Source organism: Acidovorax sp. Root402, from assembly GCF_001425125.1.
Lineage (GTDB): Bacteria > Pseudomonadota > Gammaproteobacteria > Burkholderiales > Burkholderiaceae_C > Acidovorax > Acidovorax delafieldii.
The window spans coordinates 95,292-119,455 of record NZ_LMDQ01000002.1; the positions used below are offsets into that span (position 1 = coordinate 95,292).

Annotated in this window: 20 protein-coding genes; 14 read left to right on the top strand and 6 right to left on the bottom strand. The window is 60.9% G+C overall.

Annotated elements, in window-relative coordinates; all coding sequences use genetic code 11:
* Positions 1-77: 77 nt before the first annotated feature.
* On the top strand, positions 78-455 hold the full coding sequence (locus ASC83_RS03200; protein ID WP_056057975.1) for a DUF2917 domain-containing protein: 378 nt from the start codon (positions 78-80) through the stop codon (positions 453-455).
* An 88-nt stretch (positions 456-543) separates the two neighbouring features.
* On the opposite strand, the gene ASC83_RS03205 is transcribed toward ASC83_RS03200, so the two are convergent.
* Positions 544-1,167 carry a TetR/AcrR family transcriptional regulator gene (locus tag ASC83_RS03205; protein WP_056057976.1) on the bottom strand — a complete coding sequence of 208 codons (624 nt, stop codon included), beginning with the start codon at positions 1,165-1,167 and terminating at the stop codon, positions 544-546.
* Positions 1,168-1,326: 159 nt separating this feature from the next.
* On the opposite strand from ASC83_RS03205, the gene fabF reads away from it, so the two are divergent.
* The gene (gene fabF, locus ASC83_RS03210) at positions 1,327-2,601 is read left to right on the top strand and encodes a beta-ketoacyl-ACP synthase II (RefSeq protein ID WP_056057978.1); all 1,275 of its coding nucleotides are present in this window, start codon (positions 1,327-1,329) and stop codon (positions 2,599-2,601) included.
* A 32-nt stretch (positions 2,602-2,633) separates the two neighbouring features.
* Here the strand turns inward: fabF and ASC83_RS03215 are convergent, their stop codons facing one another.
* On the bottom strand, positions 2,634-3,032 hold the full coding sequence (locus ASC83_RS03215) for a BLUF domain-containing protein (RefSeq protein WP_056057981.1): 399 nt from the start codon (positions 3,030-3,032) through the stop codon (positions 2,634-2,636).
* A 138-nt stretch (positions 3,033-3,170) separates the two neighbouring features.
* Here ASC83_RS03215 and ASC83_RS03220 point away from each other — a divergent pair, with 138 nt between their 5' ends.
* The 3 genes from ASC83_RS03220 (at position 3,171) to ASC83_RS03230 (ending at position 6,477) form a co-directional block, all read left to right on the top strand.
* The gene (locus tag ASC83_RS03220; protein ID WP_056057983.1) at positions 3,171-3,926 is read left to right on the top strand and encodes a Crp/Fnr family transcriptional regulator; all 756 of its coding nucleotides are present in this window, start codon (positions 3,171-3,173) and stop codon (positions 3,924-3,926) included.
* Between the two features lie 165 nt (positions 3,927-4,091).
* Entirely contained in the window at positions 4,092-5,510 is a 1,419-nt protein-coding gene (glmU, locus tag ASC83_RS03225; protein ID WP_056058162.1) for a bifunctional UDP-N-acetylglucosamine diphosphorylase/glucosamine-1-phosphate N-acetyltransferase GlmU, read from the top strand.
* 181 nt (positions 5,511-5,691) lie between these two features.
* Positions 5,692-6,477 (top strand): ATP-binding protein, encoded by a 786-nt coding sequence (locus ASC83_RS03230; RefSeq protein ID WP_200938889.1) that lies wholly within the window; start codon positions 5,692-5,694, stop codon positions 6,475-6,477.
* 21 nt (positions 6,478-6,498) lie between these two features.
* Here the strand turns inward: ASC83_RS03230 and ASC83_RS03235 are convergent, their stop codons facing one another.
* Together ASC83_RS03235 and ASC83_RS03240 are read right to left on the bottom strand one after the other, a co-directional pair.
* Positions 6,499-7,551 carry a diguanylate cyclase gene (locus ASC83_RS03235; RefSeq protein ID WP_056058164.1) on the bottom strand — a complete coding sequence of 351 codons (1,053 nt, stop codon included), beginning with the start codon at positions 7,549-7,551 and terminating at the stop codon, positions 6,499-6,501.
* A gap of 265 nt (positions 7,552-7,816) precedes the next feature.
* Positions 7,817-8,305, bottom strand: coding sequence for an Lrp/AsnC family transcriptional regulator (locus ASC83_RS03240; protein ID WP_056057991.1), 489 nt, complete (start codon positions 8,303-8,305; stop codon positions 7,817-7,819).
* A 139-nt stretch (positions 8,306-8,444) separates the two neighbouring features.
* On the opposite strand from ASC83_RS03240, the gene glmS reads away from it, so the two are divergent.
* Positions 8,445-10,379, top strand: coding sequence for a glutamine--fructose-6-phosphate transaminase (isomerizing) (glmS, locus tag ASC83_RS03245; protein WP_056057994.1), 1,935 nt, complete (start codon positions 8,445-8,447; stop codon positions 10,377-10,379).
* A gap of 463 nt (positions 10,380-10,842) precedes the next feature.
* On the opposite strand, the gene ASC83_RS03250 is transcribed toward glmS, so the two are convergent.
* Both ASC83_RS03250 and ASC83_RS03255 read right to left on the bottom strand, forming a co-directional pair.
* Positions 10,843-11,709, bottom strand: a complete 867-nt coding sequence (locus tag ASC83_RS03250; protein WP_056057996.1) for an ImmA/IrrE family metallo-endopeptidase — start codon at positions 11,707-11,709, stop codon at positions 10,843-10,845.
* Position 11,710: 1 nt separating this feature from the next.
* The gene (locus tag ASC83_RS03255) at positions 11,711-12,037 is read right to left on the bottom strand and encodes a helix-turn-helix domain-containing protein (RefSeq protein ID WP_056057999.1); all 327 of its coding nucleotides are present in this window, start codon (positions 12,035-12,037) and stop codon (positions 11,711-11,713) included.
* A 147-nt stretch (positions 12,038-12,184) separates the two neighbouring features.
* Here ASC83_RS03255 and ASC83_RS03260 point away from each other — a divergent pair, with 147 nt between their 5' ends.
* The 8 genes from ASC83_RS03260 (at position 12,185) to ASC83_RS03290 (ending at position 24,115) form a co-directional block, all read left to right on the top strand.
* Positions 12,185-13,792 (top strand): SAVED domain-containing protein, encoded by a 1,608-nt coding sequence (locus tag ASC83_RS03260; RefSeq protein WP_156379409.1) that lies wholly within the window; start codon positions 12,185-12,187, stop codon positions 13,790-13,792.
* Positions 13,793-13,819: 27 nt separating this feature from the next.
* Positions 13,820-15,061 (top strand): nucleotidyltransferase, encoded by a 1,242-nt coding sequence (locus tag ASC83_RS03265; RefSeq protein ID WP_056058005.1) that lies wholly within the window; start codon positions 13,820-13,822, stop codon positions 15,059-15,061.
* Positions 15,062-15,078: 17 nt separating this feature from the next.
* Positions 15,079-16,773 carry a ThiF family adenylyltransferase gene (locus ASC83_RS03270; protein WP_235509311.1) on the top strand — a complete coding sequence of 565 codons (1,695 nt, stop codon included), beginning with the start codon at positions 15,079-15,081 and terminating at the stop codon, positions 16,771-16,773.
* A gap of 82 nt (positions 16,774-16,855) precedes the next feature.
* Entirely contained in the window at positions 16,856-17,254 is a 399-nt protein-coding gene (locus ASC83_RS24510) for a Mov34/MPN/PAD-1 family protein (protein ID WP_369816937.1), read from the top strand.
* 157 nt (positions 17,255-17,411) lie between these two features.
* Positions 17,412-18,443 (top strand): patatin-like phospholipase family protein, encoded by a 1,032-nt coding sequence (locus ASC83_RS03275; RefSeq protein ID WP_056058010.1) that lies wholly within the window; start codon positions 17,412-17,414, stop codon positions 18,441-18,443.
* A gap of 61 nt (positions 18,444-18,504) precedes the next feature.
* Positions 18,505-20,373: a hypothetical protein gene (locus tag ASC83_RS03280; protein WP_056058013.1), complete on the top strand. Its 1,869-nt coding sequence runs from the start codon at positions 18,505-18,507 to the stop codon at positions 20,371-20,373.
* Positions 20,370-21,749: an MBL fold metallo-hydrolase gene (locus ASC83_RS03285; protein WP_082522319.1), complete on the top strand. Its 1,380-nt coding sequence runs from the start codon at positions 20,370-20,372 to the stop codon at positions 21,747-21,749. The genes ASC83_RS03280 and ASC83_RS03285 overlap by 4 nt, the downstream gene beginning before the upstream one ends.
* Positions 21,750-21,916: 167 nt before the next feature.
* Positions 21,917-24,115, top strand: a complete 2,199-nt coding sequence (locus tag ASC83_RS03290) for an AAA family ATPase (protein WP_056058016.1) — start codon at positions 21,917-21,919, stop codon at positions 24,113-24,115.
* Positions 24,116-24,164: the final 49 nt, after the last annotated feature.

Sequence of the window (24,164 nt, forward strand, 5' to 3'; positions counted from 1 at the left end):
GTGCCGTGCTTTTCATTGGACGTTGTTCTGCAACCGGCGCACCATACGGTCATATTAGGGTTAACCCGGAGAAAGCCATGACAACCTCTCACGCTTTGCATCTGTTTGCATCTTCCCGCGCCACGGGCGCTGCCGCCGGTGAGGCGGGGCAAGTGGCCGCAGGCGCCGCCGTCACCCTGGCCCCCAAGGCCGCGATGACCCTGCGCATTGCCGAAGGCCAGGCCTGGGTCACGCTGGGCCAGGGCCTGGGCAATGGCAGCGACGTGTTTCTGTGCGCCGGTCAGTCGCTGCCTGTGGCGGCAGGCCAGGCGGTGGTGGTCGAACCCCTGAACGGTCGCCGCCTGCAATACCGCTGGGTGCGTGGCGATGCCGCCGATGCGCGCCCTGCCACGTGGTGGCGCCGTGCGTCGGTGGGCAATGGGGCTCCCGCCTGGGGCGACGCCTGCTGCGCCTGACGTGATCCCAGGGGTGTCTTGCCCCGGGTGATGTGACTTGTTAATAAGAACGGCCAGTGCTTGTGACGCAAGCGCTGGCTGTTCTTTTTTACTTCGAGGGGCTGGTGGATGTATTGTCCAGCCAGTCCGTCAGCTGCGTCTGCAGCGTCACCATCAGCTCATTCGACAACGCGGGTTGCGCCGCTGCCGTGGCGCGGGCCAGCACCATCCCCCCCACCATGGTGGCCAGCACATGGATCGCGCGGGCGCGGTCTTGTGGCGATGGGGTGGCGCCGCCGCCGGCATCGGCAGCGCTGTCAGCCAGCAGCTGGGCAAACCGCTGGATGTTGCGCTCGATGCCCTGGGCAAACACTTCGGACAACCCGCCGCCCGCCCGCGCGGCGTCCACCGCCAATGCGGCCACGGGGCAGCCTGAGCCCGGCGCGTCGCGGTGTTCAGGTGAGAGGTAGCGCTGGATGCGGTCGCCCACCGTGGCGTGGGGCCGCTCGCCGTCCAGCACGGGGATGGACCAGTCGAACGCCTTGGTGCACGCCTCCTGCACCAGCACATCCTTGGACGCGAAATGCCGGTACAGCCCGCCATGCGTAAGCCCGGCATCGCGCGTGATGTCGGCCACCCCTACGCCGGTCAGCCCCCGCTCGCGGTACAGGCGGGCCGCCGCGTCCAGGATGCCCTGCCGGTTTTCTGCGGCCTGTGCTTTGGAAACCTTCATGGAAGCCTCTTATTGATTGCGGTCGTACGCAAAAATGGGTTTGCGGTTTATGATGACGATTGCAATCATAAAGGTGCAGAGCCTCTGTGCCCCAACTGTCTGACGAGGTGAATCCATGAAAAAAGCGAGTGGTATGTGCAGCAACGAGGGGGTGGCCTGATGCGCCGCGTGGTGGTCACGGGCATGGGCCTGGTGTCGCCGCTGGGCTGCGGCGTAGAACTGGCGTGGCAGCGCTTGCTGGCTGGGCGCTCCGGCCTCTCGCGCTTGCCGGACGCGGTGACAGAAGGCATTGCCGCCAAGGTTGCCGGGCAGGTTCCCGGCACAGCGCAAGACCCCGAGGGCGGCTGGGATGTGGACGCCATCGTCTCGTCCAAAGACCAGCGCAAGATGGACCGCTTCATCCCCTTGGCGCTGGGCGCCGCGCAGCAGGCGCTGGCGCAGGCGGGCTGGCCGCCGGCCGACGAGCGGGCGCGTGAGCGCACGGCCACGGTGATCGCCTCGGGCATCGGCGGCTTTGGTGCGATTGCCGAGGCCGTGCGCACCACCGACACGCGCGGGCCGCAGCGGCTGTCGCCGTTCACGGTGCCGTCATTCCTGGTCAATCTGGCGGCGGGGCAGGTGTCGATCCGCCACGGGCTCAAGGGACCGCTGGGAGCTCCGGTCACCGCGTGCGCCGCCAGCGTGCAGGCGATTGGCGATGCCGCACGCCTGATCCGCAGCGGCGAGGCCGATGTGGCCGTGTGCGGCGGCAGCGAGGCGGCCATTGACCGCGTGAGCCTGGGCGGCTTTGCAGCGGCCAAGGCGCTGGGCACCGCGTTCAACGACACGCCCGAGCAGGCCTCACGCCCGTTCGATGCGCAGCGCGACGGCTTTGTGATGGGCGAGGGCGCAGGCATGCTGGTGATCGAGGCGCTGGACCATGCCCTGGCGCGCGGCGCACAGCCGTTGGCCGAGCTGGTGGGCTACGGCACGTCGGCCGACGCGTACCACATCACCTCCGGCCCCGAAGACGGTGACGGCGCAGCGCGCAGCATGTGGGCCGCGCTGGCGCAGGCAGGGCTCACGGCCCAGGACGTGCAGCATCTGAACGCACACGCCACGTCCACCGGTGTGGGTGACCGGGGCGAGCTGGCCGCCATTGGCCGGGTGTTCGGCGCGGGTGCGCAGGTGGCCATCAGTTCGACCAAGTCGGCCACCGGGCACCTGCTGGGGGCGGCGGGCGCCGTGGCCGCCATCTTCACCACCCTGGCGCTGCGCGACCAGGTGGTGCCCGGCACGCTGAACCTGCACACGCCCGATGCGCTGGCCGAGGGGCTGGACCTGGTGGCCCTGCAGCCCCGGCCCATGGCGCTCACGCATGCCATGCTCAACGGGTTTGGTTTTGGCGGCGTGAATGCCACGCTGATCCTGCGGCGCTGGACTGAGGCCGCGTGAAGGTTTGAATGAAAGAAGCGCGAGGAGGCCGGTCAGATCACCAGCTCGCCCCGCACGATCTCAAATGCGGCGATGGCCGCATCCCCATCCAGCAGCTCCATGCGAGCCAGTGCATCCACATCTTCTACGGTGCTGAACGCCAGGCTGAAGTGCTGAAAGCGCCGCCCCGCCAGCGGGCCGTGGTGCAACACCTCGACGTTGATGTGGCGGGGGTCGTTGCGGATGCGTTCAATGAGCTTGAGCACGGCCTTTTGCGGGCCTTCCAGCTGCTGACAAAAGCGCTGTCCGTCAAAGATCAGCAGGCCTGTGATGTCCAGCTCGGCATTCACAAAGCGCGCGCGCCCTGCAATCTCGGCCACCACGCTCAGCGGTTGATCGGGGGCGATGGTGCTCACGTAGAGCACCTCGTACAGGGCAGGGGATAGGTTCATAGGTGCAGCCCAATGTAGGTGGCGCATGGTGCCTGCGCAATGTCAAAAGACATAGAGGAGACAGCCGTTGCACATTGCGCGCAGCTTTGTTGCAACGAGCTGTTTCTGCGTGATTTCCATCCCTAGAATCGCTTCCTCATGAACGTCACCTTGCCCCCCAATGTCTGCCCTCCGGCCTGCCGCGATTGCCGATTGCGCAAGACTGGGGCCTTCACACCCGTGAAGCCGGAGGTGCTGGATTTCATCGAAGGCTTTCGCACCGACAGCCTTGCCGTGGAAGCGGGCGGCGCGCTGGTGCGCGAGAACCAGACCAACGCCAAGCTGTTCACGCTGTATTCGGGCTGGGCGTTTCGCTACAAGACGCTGAGCGACGGGCGCCGACAGATCCTCAACTTCCTGCTGCCCGGTGACTTGGTAGGCCTGCAGCAGGAGTTTGGCGATGTGTCGGCCCACGGTATCGAGGCGCTGACCGACTGCTCGCTGTGCGTGTTCCAGAACGACAGCCTGTGGGCGCTGTTCCGTGAACACCCGCGCCTGGGCTACGACATCACCTGGCTGTCGGCGCACGAAGAGGGCCATGTGGACGACAACCTGCTCACCGCCGGCCGCCGCAACGCCACCGAGCGTGTGGCCATGCTGCTGATGCACTTGTACCGCCGGCTCGACCGTATCGGGCTGGTGGAAGATGGCTCGGTGGCGTTCCCGCTCAACCAGCAGCACATTGCCGACGCACTCGGGCTGTCGCTGGTGCACACCAACAAGACGCTGCGGCGCCTGTCCATGCTGGGCCTGCACGAGCTGAAAAACGGGCGGCTGCGCCTGCTCAACACCCGCGCGCTGGCACGCATTGCCGAGTACTACGACACCCCGCCACGCTTGATGCCGCTGCTGTAGCGCCGTCGTTGCGGCAGGTTTGGGGTTCAACAGGCCGCAAGCGCCAGTCAACCATATGCAGTTAGCTATGGATTGGATAGCGTGTTGTGCCCCGTGGGCTGCAGCCGATAATCCACGCAACGCCCGCGCGTCGGGCTTGTGCTGCGCAACCCCCATTCCATTTTCATGACCCCACTCGACATCCTCATCATGGCGGCCGGCAAAGGCACGCGCATGAAAAGCCGCACCCCCAAAGTGCTGCAGCGCCTGGCCGGGCGCCCGCTGTTGCACCACGTGCTGGACCAGGCCGCGCACCTGCAGGCCCGCAGCGCCATTGTCATCACAGGCCATGGTGCTACAGAAGTAGAAGCGGCTACCGCAAGCGCGACTAGCGCTACGGGCACTTTTGACCTGAAGTTTGTGCGCCAGGAGCCCCAGCTGGGCACCGGCCACGCCGTGCAGCAGGCCGTGCCGCACCTGCGCGACGACGGCACGGTGGTGGTGCTCTCGGGCGATGTGCCGCTGACGCAAGCCGACACCCTGCGCGCCCTGGTGGCCGCCAGCGAAGGCAGCAAGCTGGCCCTGCTGGCGGTGACTCTGCCCGACCCCACCGGCTACGGCCGCATCGTGCGCAACGCCGACGGCGCAGTGCAAGGCATCGTCGAGCACAAGGACGCCACCGACACCCAGCGCGCCATCACCGAGGTCTACAGCGGCATCATGGCTGTGCCCGCGCGGCTGCTCACGCCCTGGCTGGCGCGGCTGACCAACCACAACGCCCAGGGCGAGTACTACCTCACCGACATCGTCGCCATGGCCGTGGCCGATGGTGTGCCCGTGGTGGCCCACCGCATCACTGACGCATTGCAGGTGGCGGGCGTCAACAGCCCGCTGCAACTGGCCGAGCTGGAGCGTGCCCACCAGCTGCGCCAGGCCCGAGCCTTGATGGAGCAAGGCGTGCGCCTGGCCGACCCCGCCCGCTTCGATGTGCGCGACGACACCCGCACCGGCGTGCGCGGGGAACTGGTCTGCGGGCAGGACGTGGAGATCGACGTGAACTGCGTCTTCACCGGCCGCGTGGAGCTGGGCGAGGGCGTGAGCATTGGCGCGAACTGCTGCATTGCCAATGCGCGCATCGCAGCAGGCGCGGTGATCCACCCATACACCCACATCGACGGCGAAAAGGCTGGAGCCACCGTGGGCGAGGGCGCGCTGATCGGCCCCTTTGCCCGCCTGCGCCCCGGCGCCCAACTGGGCCGCGAAGTGCACATCGGCAATTTTGTGGAAGTGAAGAACAGCACGCTGGCCGACGGCGCCAAGGCCAACCACCTGGCCTACCTGGGCGACGCCACGGTGGGCGAGCGCGTGAACTACGGCGCAGGCAGCATCACCGCCAACTACGACGGCGCCAACAAGCACCGCACGGTGATCGAGGCCGACGTGCATGTGGGCAGTAACTGCGTGCTGGTGGCGCCTGTGACCATTGGCGCTGGCGGCACGGTGGGCGGCGGCAGCACCATCACCAAGAGCACGGCGCCTGGCGCGTTGAGCGTGGCGCGGGGCAAGCAAGTCAGCATTGCCAATTGGTCCCGCCCGAAAAAATGAAGCACCCCCTGAGTCGCTTCGCGCCTTCCCCCTCCAGGGGGACGACAGCCTTTGCTGCGGGCCGGCCCTTGCTGGCTGTCCTCGCCTGCGCCTTCGTCTTCGTGCGTAGCGCGTTGGCGCCTCGTTGTGCCGTGCACGCTTCTGTGGCCTGCGGCGGGAGATGAAAGTGGCTGGTGCAGACATGACCCCCGAACAGCTGCGCGCCGAACTGGCCCGCAGCCAGCAGCAGGTGGCCGATATGGCGGCTGCGCAAGAGGAGTTCTTGCGCGCCGTCTCGCACGACCTGCGCGCGCCGCTGCGGCATGTGACGTCCTACGGAACGCTGGTGCGCGAGGTGTTGGGCGACCTGCCGCCCGAGGTGGTGCAGGGTGCTGAGGTGCAAGAGGCCCTGGGCTTCCTCGCCACCATGGACCAGTCGGCTCGGCGCATGGGGCTCATGATCGACGGCCTGCAAGCCCTGGTGCGTGCCAGCCGTGCGCCGCTGCGCCTGCTGCCCGTGCCGCTGACCGATGCTATGGCCCAGGCGCGCGCCACACTGGCCCCGGCCGAGGTCGGACGCGCGGTGGAATGGCAGGTGGGCACCGATTTGCCCACGCTGTGGGCCGACCCGACGCTGCTGCAGGATCTGCTGGTGCAACTGCTGGGCAACGCCCTCAAGTTCACCCGCTCCGTGGCGCACCCGTGCATCACGGTGTCGGCGGACGCGGCACCCGCAGGCCAGGGCGCCTTCACCGTGCAGGACAACGGCGTGGGCTTTGACCCGGCACGCGCGGGCAGCTTGTTTGGCGTGTTCCAGCGCCTGCACCGCGAGACGGAGTTCGAGGGCGTGGGCACAGGGCTTGCGCTGTGCCGTGCCATTGCGCAGCGCCACGGTGCGCAGATCAGTGCGACGGCGGTGCTGGGGGGCGGTTGCACGGTGCGGGTGCGGTGGCCGGTGAATCCTGCAGTTGCCGCCGACGAGTCCTGAACCTGCACGCAGTGCTGGTGGCTACACCGCCGGCACCAGCGCCGGTTCCATGCACCCCGCCACCTGATTGCGTCCGCCGTTCTTGGCGACGTACAGCGCCGCATCCGCCGCGTCGATCCACGCGCGCAGGCTGCTGTGGCGGTGGTCGGCCGGGGCCACGCCGATGCTGCTGGTGATGCGCAATTCGGGCAGGCTGCGCAGGCGCACGCCTTCGGTCTGCTCGCGGATGCGCTGGGCAATGGCCAGGGCGTCCCGGGCCTGCATGCCGGGCAGCACGATGGCGAACTCGTCCCCGCCGTAGCGCCCCGCGCAGTCGCCTGCGCGCACGTTGCCCCGCACCACATGGGCCAGCGCGCGGATCACCTCGTCGCCCACGGTGTGGCCGTAGGCGTCGTTGATCTCCTTGAAATGGTCGATGTCCAGCATCAGCATGCAGGCGGGCTCGTCGGTGGTGTGGTGGCGGCGCAGTGCGGCCTCTGCCTGCTCTTGCCAGTGGCCGCGCCCGAACAGGCCGGTCAGCGCGTCCACGCGGCGCAGCTCGTCCAGCATCTGGTTCTGGCGCGCAGACTGCCGGATGAGCTGGTAGCTCACGGCGCTGACCGACAGCGTGTGCAGCGACATCACCGGCAAGCAGGCCACCATCACACGCATGGAGGTCTCGGGCGCCCAGTGCAGGCCCATGACCGCCGTGCTGGCCACACCGGCCGCCAGCATCACCCACAGCGCGCGTGTCCACAGCCCCCGGATGCCGGTCGTGATCTTGTCCACCATGGTCAAGGTGAGCAACATCACGCTGGGCAGCAGGTTGAAGTGCATCAGCGGCACCAGCGCAGCGACCAGCGCTGAGTCGATGAGCAGGTTGCGCACTTCGGCGGCATAGGGGTCGGCGGCGCGGCGGGTGAGCAGGTAGGCCACATGCGGCCACACCAGCGTTGGCAGCAGCAGCGCCACCCAGGCTGCGGCGGACGCCTGGCGCTCCCACAGCACCACCGCCACCACCATGCCGCCCAGCCCCATGCCCAGGATGCGCAAGGGGTAGATGCGGCGTGGCATCTGGCGGCGGGGCGTCGGCATGGGGGTGCAGGAGAAGGGCGGTGCTGCCACGCGGGCATCCACCGGCCAGGTAGGTTGAAAGTGCGGGGGAGCTTACAACGCCCGGTCAGGCGATACCAGCAAGAAATGACCGTGCTCCTTTACCATGAGGCGCATGGATGACGTTGCTGGGTTGTGGGATGTGCTGCCGGGCCTGTCAGGGGTGGGGCTGAGGGGCGAGGTGGTGAGAGGGCGCCGGTGAGGGTGCAGGTGTTTTTGCTAATAAATTGATAGCGGCTAGCGCATATCAATCTAGCGCTACTGGCACTTTTGTCTCAAATTTTGCCCGCCGGGTCGCGAAGAACGCCTTCACATTGCGCACATTGGCGTCGCCCGTGAACAGCCGCTGCGACAGCGCCAGGTAGCCCGGCATGTCCCGCGTGTGCACCACCAGCACAAAGTCGGGCCCCGGCGACACGCGCCAGCACTGCTGCACCGCGGCCTCCTGCACGGCGCGGGCTTCGAACGCGTCGAGTTGTTCTGCCCCCTGGCGGTCCAGCGAAACCTCCACGATGCACGCCAGCCCGTGGCCTTGCAGGGCGGCGAGCCGGTCGGGCTGCAGGATGGCCACCTGCCGCTCGATCAGCCCCACATCGTGCAGGCGCTTGACCCGGCGCAGGCAGGTGGGCGGGGACACGTGCACCTGTTCGGCCAGGGCCTGGTTGCTTTGTGCGGCATCGGTTTGCAGCAGGTTGAGCAGCTGGAGATCGATTGCATCGAGAGATATTGATTCCATTGATTGATAAAAAATGAATGAAAATTTCACCGATGTGAATTGGTGAAATTTAAGTTCATTTTTGTGCAAATATCAATGAATAATTTTTCTCTTTGCTGCCTACGATCGCCCCATCGAATCCAACCCAAGGGCAACCACCATGTGCGGCATCGTCGGCGCAGTCTCCACGCGCAACATCGTTCCCATCCTCGTGCAGGGCCTGCAGCGGCTTGAATACCGGGGCTATGACTCCTGCGGCGTGGCCGTGCATGCGTCCAGCCTCGACGCCACGCGCCCTGCCGGCCTGCAGCGCGCCCGCAGCACCGCCCGCGTGGCCGAGCTGCTGGAGCAAGTGAGCACCGAGCACATCGACGGTGCCACCGGCATCGCCCACACCCGCTGGGCCACGCACGGCGCGCCCGCCGTGCACAACGCCCATCCGCATTTCAGCCACGGCACGGGCGCAGACGCGCAGGTCCAAAGCGCAGGTCGCGTGGCGCTGGTGCACAACGGCATCATTGAAAACCACGAAGAACTGCGCAAGGCACTGCAGTCACGCGGCTATGTGTTTGCGAGCCAGACCGACACGGAGGTCGTCGCCCATCTGGTGGACAGCCATTACAGCGGCGACCTGTTCGAAGCCGTGCAGGCCACCGTGGCCGAACTGCACGGCGCCTACGCCATCGCCGTCATGCACAAGGACGAACCCCACCGCGTGGTGGGGGCACGCGCCGGGTCCCCATTGATCCTGGGGGTGGGCAAAGACGCCACCGCTGGCGCATCTGCGTCGCGCGAGCACTTTCTGGCCAGCGACGCCATGGCCCTGGCAGGCGTCACCGACCAGATCATCTACCTGGAAGAAGGCGACCTGGTGGACCTGCAGCTGGGCCGCTACTGGATCGTCGGCAAGGAAGGCGGCGCGCTGACCACCGAGCAGCGCCCAGTGCGTACCGTGCTCGCCCACAGTGGCGCGGCCGAGCTGGGGCCTTATCGCCACTACATGCAAAAGGAAATCTTCGAGCAGCCACGTGCGATTGCCGACACGCTGGAAGGCCTGGCCGGCATCGTGCCCGAGCTGTTCGACGGCGCAGGCCAGCATGGCGAGCCCGGTGCGGCCGCCTGGCGTGTGTTCAAGGAGATCGACAACGTGTTGATCCTGGCCTGCGGTACGAGCTACTACAGCGGCTGCACCGCCAAATACTGGCTGGAAGACATTGCTGGCATCCCCACGCAAGTGGAAGTGGCCAGTGAATACCGCTACCGCACCAGCGTGCCCAACCCGCGCACCCTCGTTGTCACCATCAGCCAAAGCGGCGAAACCGCCGACACGCTGGCCGCCCTGCGCCACGCGCAGTCGTTGGGCATGCAGCACACGCTCACCATCTGCAACGTCGCCACCAGCGCCATGGTGCGCGAATGCAAGTTGGCCTACATCACGCGCGCCGGGGTCGAGATTGGCGTGGCCAGCACCAAGGCCTTCACCACCCAGCTGGCAGGCCTGTTCTTGCTGACGCTGGCGCTGGCCCAATCCAAGGGGCGTTTGAATGACGAGCAGGAAGCTGCGCACCTCAAAGCCATGCGCCACCTGCCTGTGGCCTTGCAGGCCGTGCTGGCGTTGGAGCCACAAATCATCAGCTGGGCCGAAGACTTTGCGCGCATGGAAAACGCGCTCTTTTTGGGCCGGGGGCTGCATTACCCCATCGCCCTGGAAGGTGCCCTGAAGCTCAAGGAAATTAGCTACATCCACGCCGAGGCCTACCCGGCCGGCGAACTCAAGCACGGCCCCCTGGCCCTGGTGACCAGCGCCATGCCCGTGGTCACCGTAGCACCCAACGACACCCTGCTCGAAAAGCTCAAGAGCAACATGCAAGAGGTGCGTGCGCGCGCAGGTGTGCTGTACGTGCTGGCTGACGCCGACACCCGCATCGAGAGCAGCGAGGGTATCCACGTCATCCGCATGCCCGAGCACTACGGCCCCTTGAGCCCGCTGCTGCATGTGGTGCCGCTGCAGCTGCTGGCGTACCACACGGCCTGCGCGCGGGGGACGGACGTGGACAAGCCCAGAAATTTGGCCAAAAGCGTCACGGTGGAGTGACTTGTCGAACGGACCACTTTTTTTATTCTGGGTAATTAAAGTCGTAAACACGCAAATAAAGTCGTAAACAAGCCTCCAGCATTCATGCGGGTTTGCGGGGTGGTCATTTGTAACAGTAAAGTCGTAAACTCGAGCTTGACAGGTAAAGACGACCTAGAAATACGAAGCAAATCGCAGCCCTGTTTGGGCTTGTTGCTATATATAAAAGAGCGCTCAGTTTGAGCGCTCTTTTTCTTTGGTTTTTCCAGAAGTTCTTGCGGTCCGAGCAGCCCCTAAACGCTCCGATGACTGCAAGAGGCTGGATGCAGTCGCTCAACTTTTGCGCACGAATGACCACTGATGAGCACAGCAGTCACTGCAATGTGCTTTGACTGAAGTAGCGATCTGCACCAAATGCTTTCACTGGACTAGAGATTGCTTGAATGCTTCGAACTATTCACTTGTTTGATTCACTCGGCTCATTTCAAGCATTGCTCCACTCCTTGGGCTCCCATACCTTGTCACCGTCGGACAAGCTCAATAGTGTCAGCGTGTAACCATAGTTTTCGCAAACGAGCTTCATTTCCTTGGCGACGGCGTCGCGATGCGCGTGCTTAAACCAAGTGGCCAAACTGATTGGGTCACCGCTGCGGTTGGACGCAATCGCCTTGTTCGCGGCGAGGGACCCAGGAGGAAGCTCAACTACGCGGCCTTTGGTTTTGTAGAACGCGCCATTGGCTCTGGCCTTGTCGGACGAGATCGCCCAATCCATGAACCCATCCCTCGACAAGATGAGGACGGCGCTCTGTTCCGTTGAGCCTATCCAACGCAGCGCGGTTGCGGTCAAGGAAACTCCGAACTTGCTTGAGGCGTCGGAAAGAATGTCGAAGTCAACTTCCGAAGTCGATGTGCACGCACGGAAGTGCTTCATGGGCATCAGCAGGTTCGATGCGAAGTCATCGGCCTCTGCCTCGATCGACCTCATTTCGGGGCCCCAGTGCACCATGTCTGCCTGAGAGCATTCAAATTCCTGCTGTGCAAGGCGGTGGACGAGGTAGTGCCCAAGTTCGTGGGCTTGGGTGAACCGAATTCGTCCTTCGGATGTCATGTTGCGGTTGTACAGAAGGGCCCAGCCTTGATCCTCAACATGGAAGAGGCCACCTTCAAACGATGGGATGTCCGCAGCCACGACTTTGAAGATGGGATCTGGCCACTTGAGCTCCTTGCCCACATGAAGCGCAAGCTGCTCGACATCGACAGGAAACCGCTGCAAGCCGGCTGCCGCAGCGGCATCAAGCCAATGCGTGAGCCGTATCGCGGCGGTCGTGGGCGTGAAAGTCGCCTCAGTCATGTCAGGATTTTTTCAGCACATCCAGGATCTGCCGCAGCTTTTCCTTAGCTTCAGGTTCCAGCTTGGAGTAGCTGCGGAAGAACTCCTTGTCCTTGTTTGATTCCTGCGGTGTATCAATCGTGTCGTCTAGGAAGAAGGACACATCCTGTCCAAGCACGTCCGCTATCGCCATCAGCTTCTCCGCTGATGGCTTCTGGGATTCCCGGTTCTCCAGCTCCCAGAGGTAGCTCTTGCTCAGGCCGGCTCTACGGGCTGCCTCCTCAAGCGTTAGGTTCACCTTCGGCGAAGTCCGGCACGCTCGAAGTTTCTCGCCAAGTTTTGACGCCATCTTGCGCTCTCTTTCTAGACAGCCTTCAATTCTATCGCTACTCCGAACTTCTGATAAGCAAATCCCGAGCAAAAAGCGTGCTCTCTGATGTTCGCTATTCCGAACTTCCTGTTATGCTATGCCGTAGTTCGATTACTGGGGCAATGAATGAGCACACCGACGGCTGGAGGTTTGACCGATGACGAGTTGGCTGCGGCCTTGCGCGACCGAGCGGCGGCGGGCGAGCCTCATGTCCTGGTGATTGCCAACAAATTCAGCGCCCGGGTGCTCGCTGCCGCGACTGCGTCGCCTGCTGCATGGAGTGATTTAGGCGTTGGGGACATCGGTTCAGCCGCGCTCAAGATGTTGGAGGCGGCTGCGAAGCGGCAGCAAGTCCAATGGATCGAGACCTCCGAATCGGATGTAGGTGAAGTGGACTACGCTGTGTCAGGCCCAGCCATTCGGGCTGTTCCCGCCCAGATGCGTGCTTGGTGCAAGGAGCGAGACAAGGTCACAGGAACGTCCGGCCGCCATGGGGAGGTGGATACCGTTACGCGCTTTGAGGTTGCATCGCTGGCCGGCTGGCGGTGCCAGTTCGATGGTTGCGGAGAGGACCTGCGCCATCACTTTGTGCCAGGAGCCACAGGGAACTACAGCTACTTCGCGCACATCGTGGCCTCATCTGCGGACGGCCCTCGTGGCGACAAGATGAAATCACCGCTGCTGGCGAATGATCCGTCGAACATCATGCTCATGTGCGACAAATGCCATCGTCTGATCGATCGCGTCGCACCCAAGAGATACAGCGCTGCTCACCTCAACGAGATGCGTCAACGCAACGTCGATGAAGTTCACCGGTTGCTGAACACGCTTCGCTACCCGGCAGCCCAGATGCTCGTCATCGGCGGCAACATCGAAGGGCAGCCATTTACCTTTGATGAGCGGATCGCTGAAGAGGCCATGTGGTTGCGCCAACTGCGCACCGGAGGGGTTCGCGCAGAATGGTTCGCTCGCAATGGTCCTCATCTCGGGGCATCGAACTCGGATGGCTACTGGCTGAGCCTGTTCCAACTACTCAAGAATGACAGACCAAGATTGGCAGGTTTGCTGGACGGTACGTTGTACGGCGGCGCACCGCGACCGCCGCTCGCGGTTTTTCCTGTGCATGGCACGTCGGTCTTGGTCCTTTCGGGGCGGCTCATCGGGGACTCCAGCAGTGCCCACATTTTCCAGTTTCATCGCGATCAAGTGGGCGGGCAACGCGGTGGACAGTGGGCTTGGCCGCAGGCAGAGACAGTGCCGGCGAATGACAAATTCAAGGTTCGGATTCACCGTCATGCCAATGGCGGTGAAACCGAAGCATGCCTGCGGATCAATTTGACTGCAGCGGTCCCGGCGTCCGATTTGCCTGTACACCTGTTTTCCGCTGGGCAGCACGAATTGCCGACGATTGAGGTCACGGTTGACAGTCCGAGTCACCGTGTCATGGGGCACCCCGCCGATCTTGATCTGTTTGGACGTGCTGTCGACCAGGCGCTGCAGAAGCTTCAGGATGAATGGCGGGTGTCCAAAGTACATCTGGTGCTGATCGCACCGGTGTCTGCCTGTTGCCGTGTGGGACAAAAGATGCAAGCACGACACCACGCTGAGTTCATCCTATACGAACGCAGGCCCAGCGGGACATCCGGTGCGCGCGGCGAGTTTGCCAAAACGATTGCGATTTCTCCCACCGAGGTGACCCTGCTGTCGACCGGCGAGTCCCTTTCCATCTCGTAAACAAGGTCGGCACAAAGGCACTTCATCATGACTACGAACCCGCCAAACAAGATTTCGTTCACCACTCGCTTGCAGAAGTCTCTGGGCATGACGCGAGATGCCGGCCGTTGGGAGCAACTCATCATGTCCCTGCTTCGGCGACTTGAAATCGACAAGGTAGATCGCGCCAAGGCCATCAAGCAATACGAGCTCTTGGCAGATGACATCGCCACAAAGCTGGACATTCCGCGCCACAACGTGGATGTCTATTCGCAGGGATCGATGCGCACGCAGACCACCACCCGCCCCCGGGGCAATGCGAAGTTTGATATCGACATCATGGTGGAGCTGTCCGGGCCTAAATACAACAACCCCGACTCGGAGGCGATGTTTGAAGAGTTTGGGAAAGCCCTTGAGGGCAACGAAGAAGTTACCGGTGACCCAGATCCACGGCGTCGTTGCTGGCGATTGCAGTATCCGGGAGAGGCGTTCTATTTCGACGTGACACCGGCGGTGGCGGACATGTACAAAACCTATGGCGCGGGCCTGCGGGTACGAGACCCCGATACGGTCTGGAGTCCGTCGAATCCGAAGGAGTTTGCTGATTGGTTTTGCGAGCGTGCCGAACTGCGGTTTGAATTTCATCAAGAAGCAGTGTTGTCTTCGCTGGTCGAGGCCCGTAAGTCAGTCGCCCCCCTTCCCAGCGCCCCTGTTGGGATCGACGACATCCTCCGTCGAGCCGTCCAGTTGATGAAGCTGCATCGCGACAACTTCTACTTCTACGCCAGCCCTGACCAGAAAGATACGATGCCGATCTCGGTCATCATCGTGACCCTAGCCACCCACGCGTTTGAGAACATGTGGCGCACCAGACAGCGCAGCTTCAGTTCGCCTATTGAAGTAGTCCTTGCAATCGTGGAGGAGATGCCCGACTACATTAAGCGTGATGCAGCAGGTCGCTTCTATGTGGAGAACCCGAAGCTCTCGACGGAAAATTTCGCGGATCGTTGGAACAGTGATCAAGGGGCCCGTGCACGCGAATTCAAGCGCTGGCACAAGCAACTGGAGACTCACCTCGAGGCACTGCTCACAGATGAGTATTCCAGGAGCACTGAAGAGAAGCTGCGCGGCGTGTTCGGACAAGCCGGGGTTGAGGCGTGGCGCGACAGCCTCGGCAGCCCGACCGAGCCGACGCCGCTGCTCAAGAGTTTGGTTGCAGCATCTGGGGGGCAAGTGGTCAACCCGAGTGTTGCAACGCCCGTCAGCCACCGCACCAACACGTTGGCGTAGAGGGCAATTTGCTGACCGTGCCGACGTTTTCAGCCGCGATCAGCACGGTCACGGCGTGGCTTGACGGACTAGGGCCCAGCGCTGCAATGCGATGCCCGGACAAGGAGTCGGAGCAGCGCTGTCGCGTCTGGCGTTTGGCCGAAGGTGCGCCGGTATTGAACGGCGCTACGCCCCTGCTGGTGCTCCAGCACGATTTTCCGCTCACGCCTGCCCGCATCGAATTGGACCGGAAGTCCTGTTTGCAACTGCCCCACATCGAGGTAGATGGCCATTTCTGCCACGGTGTCGAGTTTGACCCGGCAGATGTCGCCACCCCGGTGACGGCAGTCGGTCGTGTCTTGTCCAGGTTTTCCGACTTCCTCGACCGATGCGCCGATCCAGGTTGGGTAGAAGCGGAGTTCAATCGGGAGCGTCAAGATTACTGGGCCCGCTATACGGTTGCCGCAAAAGCACCAGCCAGCTATCGCACGATCGAGTTACTGCTGGATGCCGATGTAAAAATTGACGAGCCACAGGAGGCTGCTGCGCTTTCCCTTCAGGACGGCAGAGCCATCGCCACGACGTCTACGACGGAGCCAGAGCGCGTGGCAAAGGCCAGAGCCTGGCCATTGGGAGGGATTGTTCGTGGCGGCGCATTGGTGATGAAGCTGCCTACTGCCGAGCCTTGGACACCCAGTGTTTGGCCGAGGAGTTTCCACGAGCTCGATGAACTCCTTTCGCAACTCAATGGCTCTGAGGGAAAGCTGAGGAATTGGTACCTGGCGCGTCGTTGGCCGAACAAGGCGCCCGTGTTCGTGGTGCTCGTGCAGGGCTCAGCCGGGTACGGATGGCGGATAGTGCCGTCGCAGGCCGCACGTCAAGTCGAGCCAGCCCTTGTGCCTATCGACGTCACCCGTGTCGACAGGCAATGGTGCCTGTCTCGAGATCATCGGATTGAGAGTTTGGCTCATCTTGCCACCAAGAAGGTGGTGGTGCTCGGATGTGGCTCGCTGGGTGCGCCGTTGATTGAGCTCCTGGCGCGCGCAGGTGTCGGAACCATTGAGGTTGTGGATCCGCAGACATTCGAGCCAGAAAATATCTCACGTCATGTGCTCGGTGCGCCACACATAGGCCTTGGGAAAGCTGCTTCACTATGCGCTCGATTGCGGCAGGCCATCCCAGGGGCGCAACTCGACGCTTTCGGTGAACAAGCCATGCAGTGGTGCGCCAAGGCGGATCAACGGCAGCTGCCGGATCTCATCGTGGATTGCACGGGCGAGCGCTCCGTAAGGATTGGCACTTCATTGCTTCGGAAGCGTGTGCTGAAAGATGCCCCATTGATGATGGCATGGATGGAGCCGTTTGGCGCAGCTGCTCATGCGGTTTTGATTTCTGGTAATGATGTATGGCCTACTTCGGACCCCGCCGATACAGCCGTCAATGTCGCGACTTGGCCAGACGATGTTCAGGTTGAACTTCCCGGATGTGGTCAGGGCTTCCATCCCTATGGTGTTGCCGACGCGTGGGGGGCTGCAGGCATGGTGTCCGAGCGCGTACTAAGAGTTCTGAATGGCGAGCAGGTGTGCTCAGGGGTGTGGTCCATGATTCGTCATGAAGGGTACTTCAGGAGTAAGTCGCCCTTAGTGACCTTCAACCGTCCTCCACCGGTTCCTGTGGGGGTGGATTCGGTCATCGAGCATCGTCTGTTGACAGAGGTCCTGCTAGATGCCTGAGTCGCTTGTGACGTTTGCACTCCCTGGCGCGGAGTGGAGTCTCCAGTTTGACCAAGCCGCAGTCTCGATGCTGCAAGGGAGGATGCAGCGCTGGTCACGTTCCAAAGAGTCCGTGGGTCAGCTCTTCACGAACGATCTCACGGCATCAACCATCGTGATTTCGAGGGCCACATTGCTCAAGGCGCGGCACGCGTCTTGGTCAAGTGTCACATTCGATCCCGTTGAGGCGATGCGGCAGCGACAGGATTTGCTTCAGCAAGGCCTGTATTGCATCGGGCTTTGGCACACCCACCCTGAAGTGGCACCCGTCCCCTCTGGCACAGACGAGAAGCTTGCGGCTGATCATGCACGCGAGGCCATTTCTGTTTTGAACGGGTTGGCATTTGTTATTGTAGGAAATCGACCTTTCCCAAATGGGTGGTACGTTGGCTTCCACGACATAGTTCGTTTTCACAAGGCAAATCTTTTGTCTTCGCGATAGTTTTTTGTCCGCACCCCCTGCTGATCACGTTGCACTGGCACTAACAGTCACCAAAAAGGATGGGGGACGAGTTTGTTCACGCAACAAATTTCTTGCATGCCCCCCCTCGCTGCTGTAACGTTTCTTCATAAGTTCACGAAGCCGAAACGGAGGGACTATGACGGTGACGATCGGCGGCAAAGATTGCCGCATTGGCCTTGCTTTGTCTGGCGGGGGATTCAGAGCTGCTGCATTTCATCTGGGCATGTTGCGGAAGCTTCAGTCACTGGGGCTTCTTCAACGCATTGATCTTTTGACATGTGTCAGTGGCGGAAGTATTGCGGGAGCAACGCTTGCGGTGAATTGGTCGAGTGGCGTTGATGCAGCACTGGAAAAGCTCGACGAGTACCTCAGAACCAAGTCAATTGCGGTGGGATCCGTGATCGGGGGCTTCTTGGATCCGTTTGAGTCCCGCTTGGACAAGCTGGCAGAGAGCTACGACAAAGATCTCTTCGGTGAGAAGTCTTTATCCACCTTGCAACACGGCCCTCGGATCTATTTGAACGCGACGAACATTGCTACGGGGAACATGTTCTTTTTTGTCGCTGGTGGCGGGAGCGCTTCTAAAGCGGAGATGGGCGAGCACGAGCTTGGCGTTGTCGATGCGGGAACCTTCAAAATCAGCAACGCCGTTGCGGCATCTTCAGCATTCCCACCTGTTTTCGGGCCTCTGCGGCTGGATCCGGACGTCTACCCTCCGGCAGAGAAAGTGGGCTATGTGACGCTCACAGATGGCGGTGTATACGACAACCTCGGTATAAATCCTGGTCTGCGTGTAGAACGAAACAAGCTCGACTATTTGATCACCAGTGACGGCGGAAAGCCGTTCACCAATGCCTCAGAGCCAACAGAGGCCGGAGCCATGGTCCTCAAAGCTGCTCTGGACATTCTGATGGAGCAAGTGAGAGGGCTGCAGTTCGATCGCATGCAGCATCGGCACTTGGCGGGTAAGGGGCCAAAGCCACTGTGGTTCTCTATCGATAGCGTCGAGGGGCAAGCCAACCCGGGAGATGCCACCTTTGCATCCTCGATCAGCACCAACCTGAAGCGGTTGAACGACGACGAAATGACTGTTCTCCAACGCCACGGAGGGGCACTCGTTGAAGCCCGCCTTCGTTCATACGCACCCGAGCTCCTCGCGGCGGTTTGATCCGATCTTTCCAGGTCGAATTGCGACCACATGAGGTCGCGCAGTCTAGAGGAGCCCAGCCGTGACGATGATCAAGCCAGGCAAGCAGTCGTTCTTAGTGTTGGCCCAAGATCCAGGGGTGACGGGGCCCGCAGGAGAGCGGGTATTTGCGACTGTAGATGTCCCAGCAGAACGACTTGCCCTCGGGCCCACGGGATACCGGGTCAAGGTCGTTGACTTTGATGCTGAGGCCGGTGTGCTGTACAAGGCCCACGCATACCAAGAGGATGCGGAAGGCAGGCTAGAGGACATTTTTGCGGCCAAGCTTCCACCTCCTGGGAGCAAGCTCCGCAAAAAGGCGGAAGACCAATTGCTAGCCAATCCAGCGTTTCACGGGCAGAACGTCTATGCGTTGGTAATGCGAACGCTGGCGCGTTTTGAGTACGCGCTGGGACGGCGGGTGCACTGGGGTTTCGATGGTCACCAGCTCCATGTTGCCCCGCACGCCTTTGTGGATGCCAATGCGTTCTACTCCCGTGAAGACCGCGCGTTGATGTTCGGCTACTTCAAAGCCGATCAGGAGCCTGTGAAGCCTTTCGTCTTTACGAGTCTCTCGCACGACATCATCGTGCACGAGACTACCCATGCTCTGCTGGACGGACTCCGCGCAGGCTTCATGAATTTCTCCGGACCGGATCAGGCTGCATTTCATGAAGGTTTCTCAGATGTTGTCGCGTTGCTGTCGATTTTCTCGCTCAAGGAAATCGTTGAACTGGCCTTGGCTCAGTTCAACGACGGAACCAAGCGTGTCGCCATCAAGAGCAAGGGAAAATCTCTGATTCATCGGCGGGCGCTCACTGCTAGCGCATTGACCGACGGTGCCCTCATGGGACTTGCGGAGGAGTTTGGTCGGGCGCTGGGCGGGATGCGAGCGAACGCTTTGCGTCGATCAGTTCGAATGAAGCCCTCACGCGACTTGCTCGACTCTCCAGACTTTCGAGAGCCGCACACCCGAGGGGAAATCCTCGCTGCCGCCCTGATGCGTACGTTCCTTCAGATCTGGCTGCGTCGCATTGAGGAGCTTGGGACCTTTGATGATGGTTACTACAACCTAGTGGAGGTTGCGGCCGAGGGGGCCAAGGTGGCAGACCACCTTCTCACCATGTCAATTCGAGCCCTCGACTATTGCCCGCCTTTGGACTTGGAATTCGGGGACTACCTTGCAGCACTGCTCACAGCAGATGCTGAAATTGCCCCCGATGACAAGCGGTACCACTATCGAAACACTGTCTTAGAAGTATTTGGGTCCTTCGGAATAGAGCCTCCTGCGAGTAGAACGGACGCGAGTGGCTGTTGGCTTGGCTTCTCGCAACACGCCTCTATCCAGTACCGGAGGACGAACTTTGAATCCATGCTCCGCGACCCAGAAGAAGTGTTCCGATTCATCTGGGAAAACCGAGATGCACTGGGAGTCGACGAGCGGTCCTACACCCAAGTAGTCTCTGTACGCCCCAGCCTACGCATTGGGCCTGAAGGCTTCCTGTTGCGCGAGACCATCTGTGAATACGTCAGCCGCGCCAACATATTCGGGGCGGAGCTCAAGGTAGTTTGCAATGTGGATCCGCGACCACCTGGCGTGAACTCCAATACGGCACTGACCGTCTATGGCGCAGGCACACTTGTGTTTGACCAGTATGGCCAGTTGAAGTATCACATCGCCAGGCAAATGAACGATGGTCAATGGCAGCGCAAACGGCTTGAGTACCTGGTCGGCGAACCCACGGAGGATCCCGAGATAGGCAGTGCCTTTGCCAATCTACATCGAATGCGAGCGCACTGCGCTTCTTGTGATGACACAGGCAAACGGCAGAGAACTTCGTCCAGTCCGCGAGCCAAAAGCGCACAACCTGTATCGCGTCCGATCAAAGGCCATTTAGGAGGCTCGGCATGAGTACGAACAAGGCGCGTGCGAAGACCGGCGCGGGGGTAAAGGCTCATGCTTTGACGAAGTTCGCCAAGGGCCCGACTCATCTCAATCTGTTCGCCTACCAAGTAGGCTTTGGCGACTGCTTTCTGTTGCAGTTCGTGTATGGGGATGGCGCCTCAGACAAGCGGCATGTACTCATTGATTTCGGTACCACTGGAGCGCCAGAGGCGGACAGTGGAAAGCTAATGCAGAGAGTTGCGGAAGATATCAGGGAGAAATGTCGGGGAGCGCAACTGGATGCTGTTGTTGCCACACACAGGCATGCCGACCATATTAGCGGGTTCGCCACGAAATCCAACGGCAATGGCTCTGGAGACATCATTCGGGCACTTCAGCCGCGCCTTGTGCTGCAGCCTTGGACTGAGGATTTGGCATTGGCAACGGACGCTACGGGGCCACGCACAAAGAATGCGAAATCCACCGCTGGAAGCACTCGTGCATTTAGCGCGCTTCAGGCCATGAACAACGTGGCGGAGCAGGTCGTCAAGTTGGCCGCTGAGAAGCCAGGAGGACTACCACGAGGCCTAGCTGAACGGCTTGATTTTCTTGGGCGGGATAACACCAAGAACCTATCTGCTGTTGAGAATCTGGCCGGCATGGGCAAGGCTGGAAAAAGCTCGTACGCGTACTACGGCATGGAAGATCCTCTTAAGGATTTGCTACCCGGTGTAAAGACTCACGTGCTGGGACCGCCCACGGTGGATCAAAGCGCGACCATCAAGAAGCAGCGCGCCACGGACAACGATGAGTTTTGGCATTTCCATGCTCGTGGAGTGTCCACGGCAAACTCAATCGACGGCAATACGCATGGGCCATTTGATGCGAGCTATGTTTTCGCCAAAAAGGGCAAGCTGCCACGAGAGGCACGCTGGGCGGCGAAGCACATCTCCAATTCTCGCGGCAATCAGCTTCTTGGCATTGTCACCATGCTGGACAAGGCGATGAACAACACCAGTCTTATCTTGCTTTTCGAGGTCGGTGGAAAGCGGTTGCTGTTTCCAGGTGATGCGCAGATCGAGAACTGGTCATATGCACTTGAACAGCCCGGGGTTGCAGAGATGCTGGCAGATGTTGATCTCTACAAGGTCGGGCATCACGGGAGCCTGAATGCCACGCCGAAGTCGCTTTGGAAGGGCTTCAATAAGCGTGGAAACTCCTCGAAAAAGAACCGCATGACCTCCGTTCTATCGACCATGGCAGGCAAGCACGGCAGCGAAGAGAAGCGAACAGAAGTTCCAAGGAAAACGCTGGTAGATGAGCTGAAACACGATACGCATTTTCACTCTACGCAAGAGATGCCAGTCAATGGACTATTCACACAAGTCCGGATCGATTTTTGAGCAATGGCGTCACGAGTTCTGCTTGAGGCAGTGAAGATGCTGACTGAATTTCCTCAGCGTGCAGTTAAGGCGAATGCGCACATCGTAGAGTCGAACTCAATGCTGGCTCAGTACGGACACGCCATGATTGCTCAGTCTTCGTATTGTCTGCAGGTGGAGACGCAGTCATGATTAAGCTCCCTCAAACTAGACCTCCAGAATTTTTTCTGTCGCAGGAAGCGCTATTGTTGCGACAGGAAGCGGAGGCCTTTTTCTTGAGAACGTCCTCGTCGCGAGCACAGGTGCGCTTTGATTTCCAACGCATTGGTACTCGCATTTATCCGCATGTGCGGCGAGGTTTCAAAGATCAGCTGCCTGCGAAATGCGCCTACTGCGAGACACCTATCGAGAATCCCGATATCGAAGCGTTTCGGCCAAAGCAGCGTGCGACCAACTTGGATGGGCAGGTTGACGACGGCCACTACTGGTGGCTGATGTTCGAGTGGAGCAACTACCTACCAGCCTGTCGCCAATGCAATACCTTAAAAGGGCAGCGTTTTCCCGTGAGAGGGCCGAGGGCCCAGGTGGGCGCAGTAGGCCCATCGTTGGAGGCGGAGAAGCGACTGTTGCTGGACCCCCGAATCGATGATCCTGCACGCGTGCTGCTCTTTTTGGACGATGGCCGCGTCACAAGCGAGGACGAGCGAGGGCGGGTAAGCATTGACGTTCTGGGACTCAACCGAGAGTCGCTGGTCAAAGCCCGTGAGAATGACTTGCACGTCCTACTGTCGCTCATGGCTAAGAGCAAGCCTAGTGAGCGGCATTTGGTGGGCCTTGTTGGACTACTGGCGAAGATGACGGAGCCCGACCAGTCCTTTGCAGCCATGAGGCGACAGTACGTGAAGGCATGGGCCGTTGAAATATCCAAAGCGAGTCCAAAGCTGCACCGACTGACAAAGAGATTTCTCGATTTCGAGACTGCCCTTGTATCCGGTCTGAACTCGCGCAAGAAAGAGATCAAGGATGCTTCGGTGGGACTGACAACCCGCACTGTCAGTTCCGAGTCCTACTCTATCGCAGCCGAGAATGTGTCGGATGACTACTACCGCCAAGCGAGGTTCATAGAGCGTTTCGAGTTGCGCAATATCAGGGCATTCGAAAATCTCGCGCTCCGCGCCTCTATTGGCAGCGGCAAACCTGGCGAGTGGCTCGTTCTGCTCGGTGAAAACGGCTGCGGCAAGAGCACAGTACTTCAGGCCCTTGCATGCGCACTCGTTGGTCAGGCTGGCGTCGAAAGCACAGGTATCAAGGCAACCGACCTCCTACGTCGTGGATGTAGCCGTGGACAAGTGACGGTACACGTAACAGGGATGTCAAAGCCCATTGTGATGACGCTCATTCGGCGAGGCAATCGAATCAAGGTGGATCCACCTGAGCCCAAGCTGATGGTGCTCGGGTACGGCGCGACCCGCTTGCTGAAGCAAGATAAAGATGGCGCTCCCAGTAGTTCCAGGTTCAGGATCAACAACCTCTTCGACCCATACTCTCGCCTGAGTGATGGACGGCCATGGCTCTACGAAGCCAAGAAGACTGAGTTCGATAGATTTGTACGCTCTTTGTCAGCACTCTTGCCACGGGCAGACGGCGCGAAGTTCACTCGCAGAGGTGACCGAATATTTGTCGAAACGCCTGGAGTCAAAGACACACTGGATACCCTCAGCAGCGGCTATCAAGCGGTACTTGCACTCGCGCTGGACATCATGAGCGTGATGCGGCTGGGTTGGCAGGACATGGCTTCGGCCGAAGGCATCGTGCTAATCGACGAAGTGGACGCTCATCTCCACCCAAGATGGAAGATGCGGATTGTCCAGCGCCTTGGGGAGGTATTTCCTCGCATGCAGTTTATCGTCACCAGTCACGAGCCACTGACCTTACGTGGGCTAGATCGCGAAGAGGTCGCTGTGCTTAAACGAACTCTGGATGGCAAAGTAGTCGCCATAACAGCGGACAGTGCAGACTTCCCGTCTCCGCAGTTGATGAGGGTCGATCAGCTACTAACCTCTGAATTGTTCGGCTTGAACTCCACCGAAGATTTAGCGATAGACACGCTTTTCGAGGAGTACTACGTTTTGCTCGCTCAGCGCTCGAGAACAGCAGCGCAGGACGCCAGATTGAATGAGCTGCGCATGCAACTTGATGACGGTACGCGCCTTGGATTGACTCCAAGAGAGCGGCTGGTCTTTGAAGCTGCAGACGCCGTGATTGCTCAAAGTAAGGCCAACTTTGAAGCATTGTCGGAGGCAACCCAAGCAGCCGCGCGGGAGCATTTGAAGTCCTTGTGGGCGGAAGTTCGGAATGAACCGCCTGTGGCTGGGAGCGGAACGTGATACACGTAGATCGAGTTCCTACTCCCGCAAGCCTTGACGGCATCGACGC

Bases quoted from the DNA above. Each gene is read 5' to 3' on its own strand.
- ASC83_RS03200 (WP_056057975.1), top strand. From the start codon at position 78: ATGACAACCTCTCACGCTTTGCATCTGTTTGCATCTTCCCGCGCCACG.
- ASC83_RS03205 (WP_056057976.1), bottom strand. From the start codon at position 1,167: ATGAAGGTTTCCAAAGCACAGGCCGCAGAAAACCGGCAGGGCATCCTG.
- fabF (WP_056057978.1), top strand. From the start codon at position 1,327: ATGCGCCGCGTGGTGGTCACGGGCATGGGCCTGGTGTCGCCGCTGGGC.
- ASC83_RS03215 (WP_056057981.1), bottom strand. From the start codon at position 3,032: ATGAACCTATCCCCTGCCCTGTACGAGGTGCTCTACGTGAGCACCATC.
- ASC83_RS03220 (WP_056057983.1), top strand. From the start codon at position 3,171: ATGAACGTCACCTTGCCCCCCAATGTCTGCCCTCCGGCCTGCCGCGAT.
- glmU (WP_056058162.1), top strand. From the start codon at position 4,092: ATGACCCCACTCGACATCCTCATCATGGCGGCCGGCAAAGGCACGCGC.
- ASC83_RS03230 (WP_200938889.1), top strand. From the start codon at position 5,692: ATGACCCCCGAACAGCTGCGCGCCGAACTGGCCCGCAGCCAGCAGCAG.
- ASC83_RS03235 (WP_056058164.1), bottom strand. From the start codon at position 7,551: ATGCCGACGCCCCGCCGCCAGATGCCACGCCGCATCTACCCCTTGCGC.
- ASC83_RS03240 (WP_056057991.1), bottom strand. From the start codon at position 8,305: ATGGAATCAATATCTCTCGATGCAATCGATCTCCAGCTGCTCAACCTG.
- glmS (WP_056057994.1), top strand. From the start codon at position 8,445: ATGTGCGGCATCGTCGGCGCAGTCTCCACGCGCAACATCGTTCCCATC.
- ASC83_RS03250 (WP_056057996.1), bottom strand. From the start codon at position 11,709: ATGACTGAGGCGACTTTCACGCCCACGACCGCCGCGATACGGCTCACG.
- ASC83_RS03255 (WP_056057999.1), bottom strand. From the start codon at position 12,037: ATGGCGTCAAAACTTGGCGAGAAACTTCGAGCGTGCCGGACTTCGCCG.
- ASC83_RS03260 (WP_156379409.1), top strand. From the start codon at position 12,185: ATGAGCACACCGACGGCTGGAGGTTTGACCGATGACGAGTTGGCTGCG.
- ASC83_RS03265 (WP_056058005.1), top strand. From the start codon at position 13,820: ATGACTACGAACCCGCCAAACAAGATTTCGTTCACCACTCGCTTGCAG.
- ASC83_RS24510 (WP_369816937.1), top strand. From the start codon at position 16,856: ATGCAGCGCTGGTCACGTTCCAAAGAGTCCGTGGGTCAGCTCTTCACG.
- ASC83_RS03275 (WP_056058010.1), top strand. From the start codon at position 17,412: ATGACGGTGACGATCGGCGGCAAAGATTGCCGCATTGGCCTTGCTTTG.
- ASC83_RS03285 (WP_082522319.1), top strand. From the start codon at position 20,370: ATGAGTACGAACAAGGCGCGTGCGAAGACCGGCGCGGGGGTAAAGGCT.
- ASC83_RS03290 (WP_056058016.1), top strand. From the start codon at position 21,917: ATGATTAAGCTCCCTCAAACTAGACCTCCAGAATTTTTTCTGTCGCAG.